The 1,115-nt window shown below is 61.6% G+C and carries 1 protein-coding gene and 1 pseudogene; both read left to right on the top strand.

From position 1 onward, the window contains the following. Positions 1–681: flagellin (locus tag Q8N40_RS00210; protein WP_305710380.1), on the top strand; the 681-nt coding region annotated here is incomplete at its 5' end. 239 nt (positions 682–920) lie between these two features. Next, a pseudogene (locus Q8N40_RS00205) lies at positions 921–1,115 on the top strand (flagellar protein); the annotation flags it as partial.

The following is a 1,115-nucleotide window of genomic DNA, read 5'->3' as shown; positions in this document are numbered from 1 at the left end:
AACAACCAGACCGCGACCATCGACTCCGGCGGCAGGCTCACGATCTCGGCCACCAACGACTACGCCTCCACCACCCTCGGCACCGTCGGTTCCGGCGGCGTCATCGGCGGCAGCATCACCGCGTCGTTGAGCTTCTCCACCCCCTCGGCGCCGGTCGTTGACGGCGCGGCGCAGGCCGTCCGCAGCAACCTCGTTAAGCAGTACAACGACATTCTGGCCCAGATCACCACCACGGCGCAGGACGCTTCGTTCAACGGCGTCAATCTGCTGGCGGGCGACCAGCTCAAGCTGACCTTCAACGAGACCGGCAAGTCGACCTTGAACATCACCGGCGTTACCTTCAATGCGGCCGGTCTCGGTCTCGCCAATCTCGCGAGCGGCACCGACTTCATCGACAACGCCGCGACCAACAAGGTTGTTGCCAGCCTGAGTGCCGCTTCCACCAACCTGCGTACCCAGGGTTCGGCATTGGGTTCGAACCTCTCGATCGTGCAGATCCGTCAGGACTTCTCCAAGAACCTGATCAACGTACTGCAGACCGGCTCGTCCAACCTGACGCTGGCCGACACCAACGAGGAAGCGGCGAACAGCCAGGCGCTGTCGACCCGCCAGTCGATCGCGGTGTCCGCGCTGTCGCTGGCCAACCAGTCGCAGCAGAGCGTGCTCCAGCTGCTCCGCTGAGCTCGCTTGCGAAACCTCAGATCAAGACGGCGGGGGAAACCCCGCCGTTTTCCTGTTCAGGCCTTGTTCAACGCAAGTCGTATTCACGGCCAATGCAATTGGCAGTGTCGATTCAGTTCTGGGTATTTGTACTGACTGCCAATTTAACGCCCGGGTAGTCCTAACGGAACAGGGTGACCCCGTCGCCGAAGAAAACTCGCGACGTTGTGTTCATAGCGTCTACCCAGAAGGGTCTCATCATGTCCGGCATTGTTCTCTCGTCCTCCGTCCGCCAGAATTTGCTTTCGCTGCAGTCGACCGCCGATCTGCTCGCCACCACGCAGAGCCGCCTCTCGACCGGCAAGAAAGTGAATACCGCGCTCGACAACCCCACCAACTTCTTCACCGCCCAGTCGCTCGATGGCCGCGCCAGCGACATCAGCAACCTGCTCGAC

It is taken from the genome of Bradyrhizobium sp., from assembly GCF_030693485.1.
In the GTDB taxonomy this organism is placed as follows: Bacteria; Pseudomonadota; Alphaproteobacteria; order Rhizobiales; family Xanthobacteraceae; genus Bradyrhizobium.
This window is presented reverse-complemented; position numbering and strand designations above follow the sequence as displayed.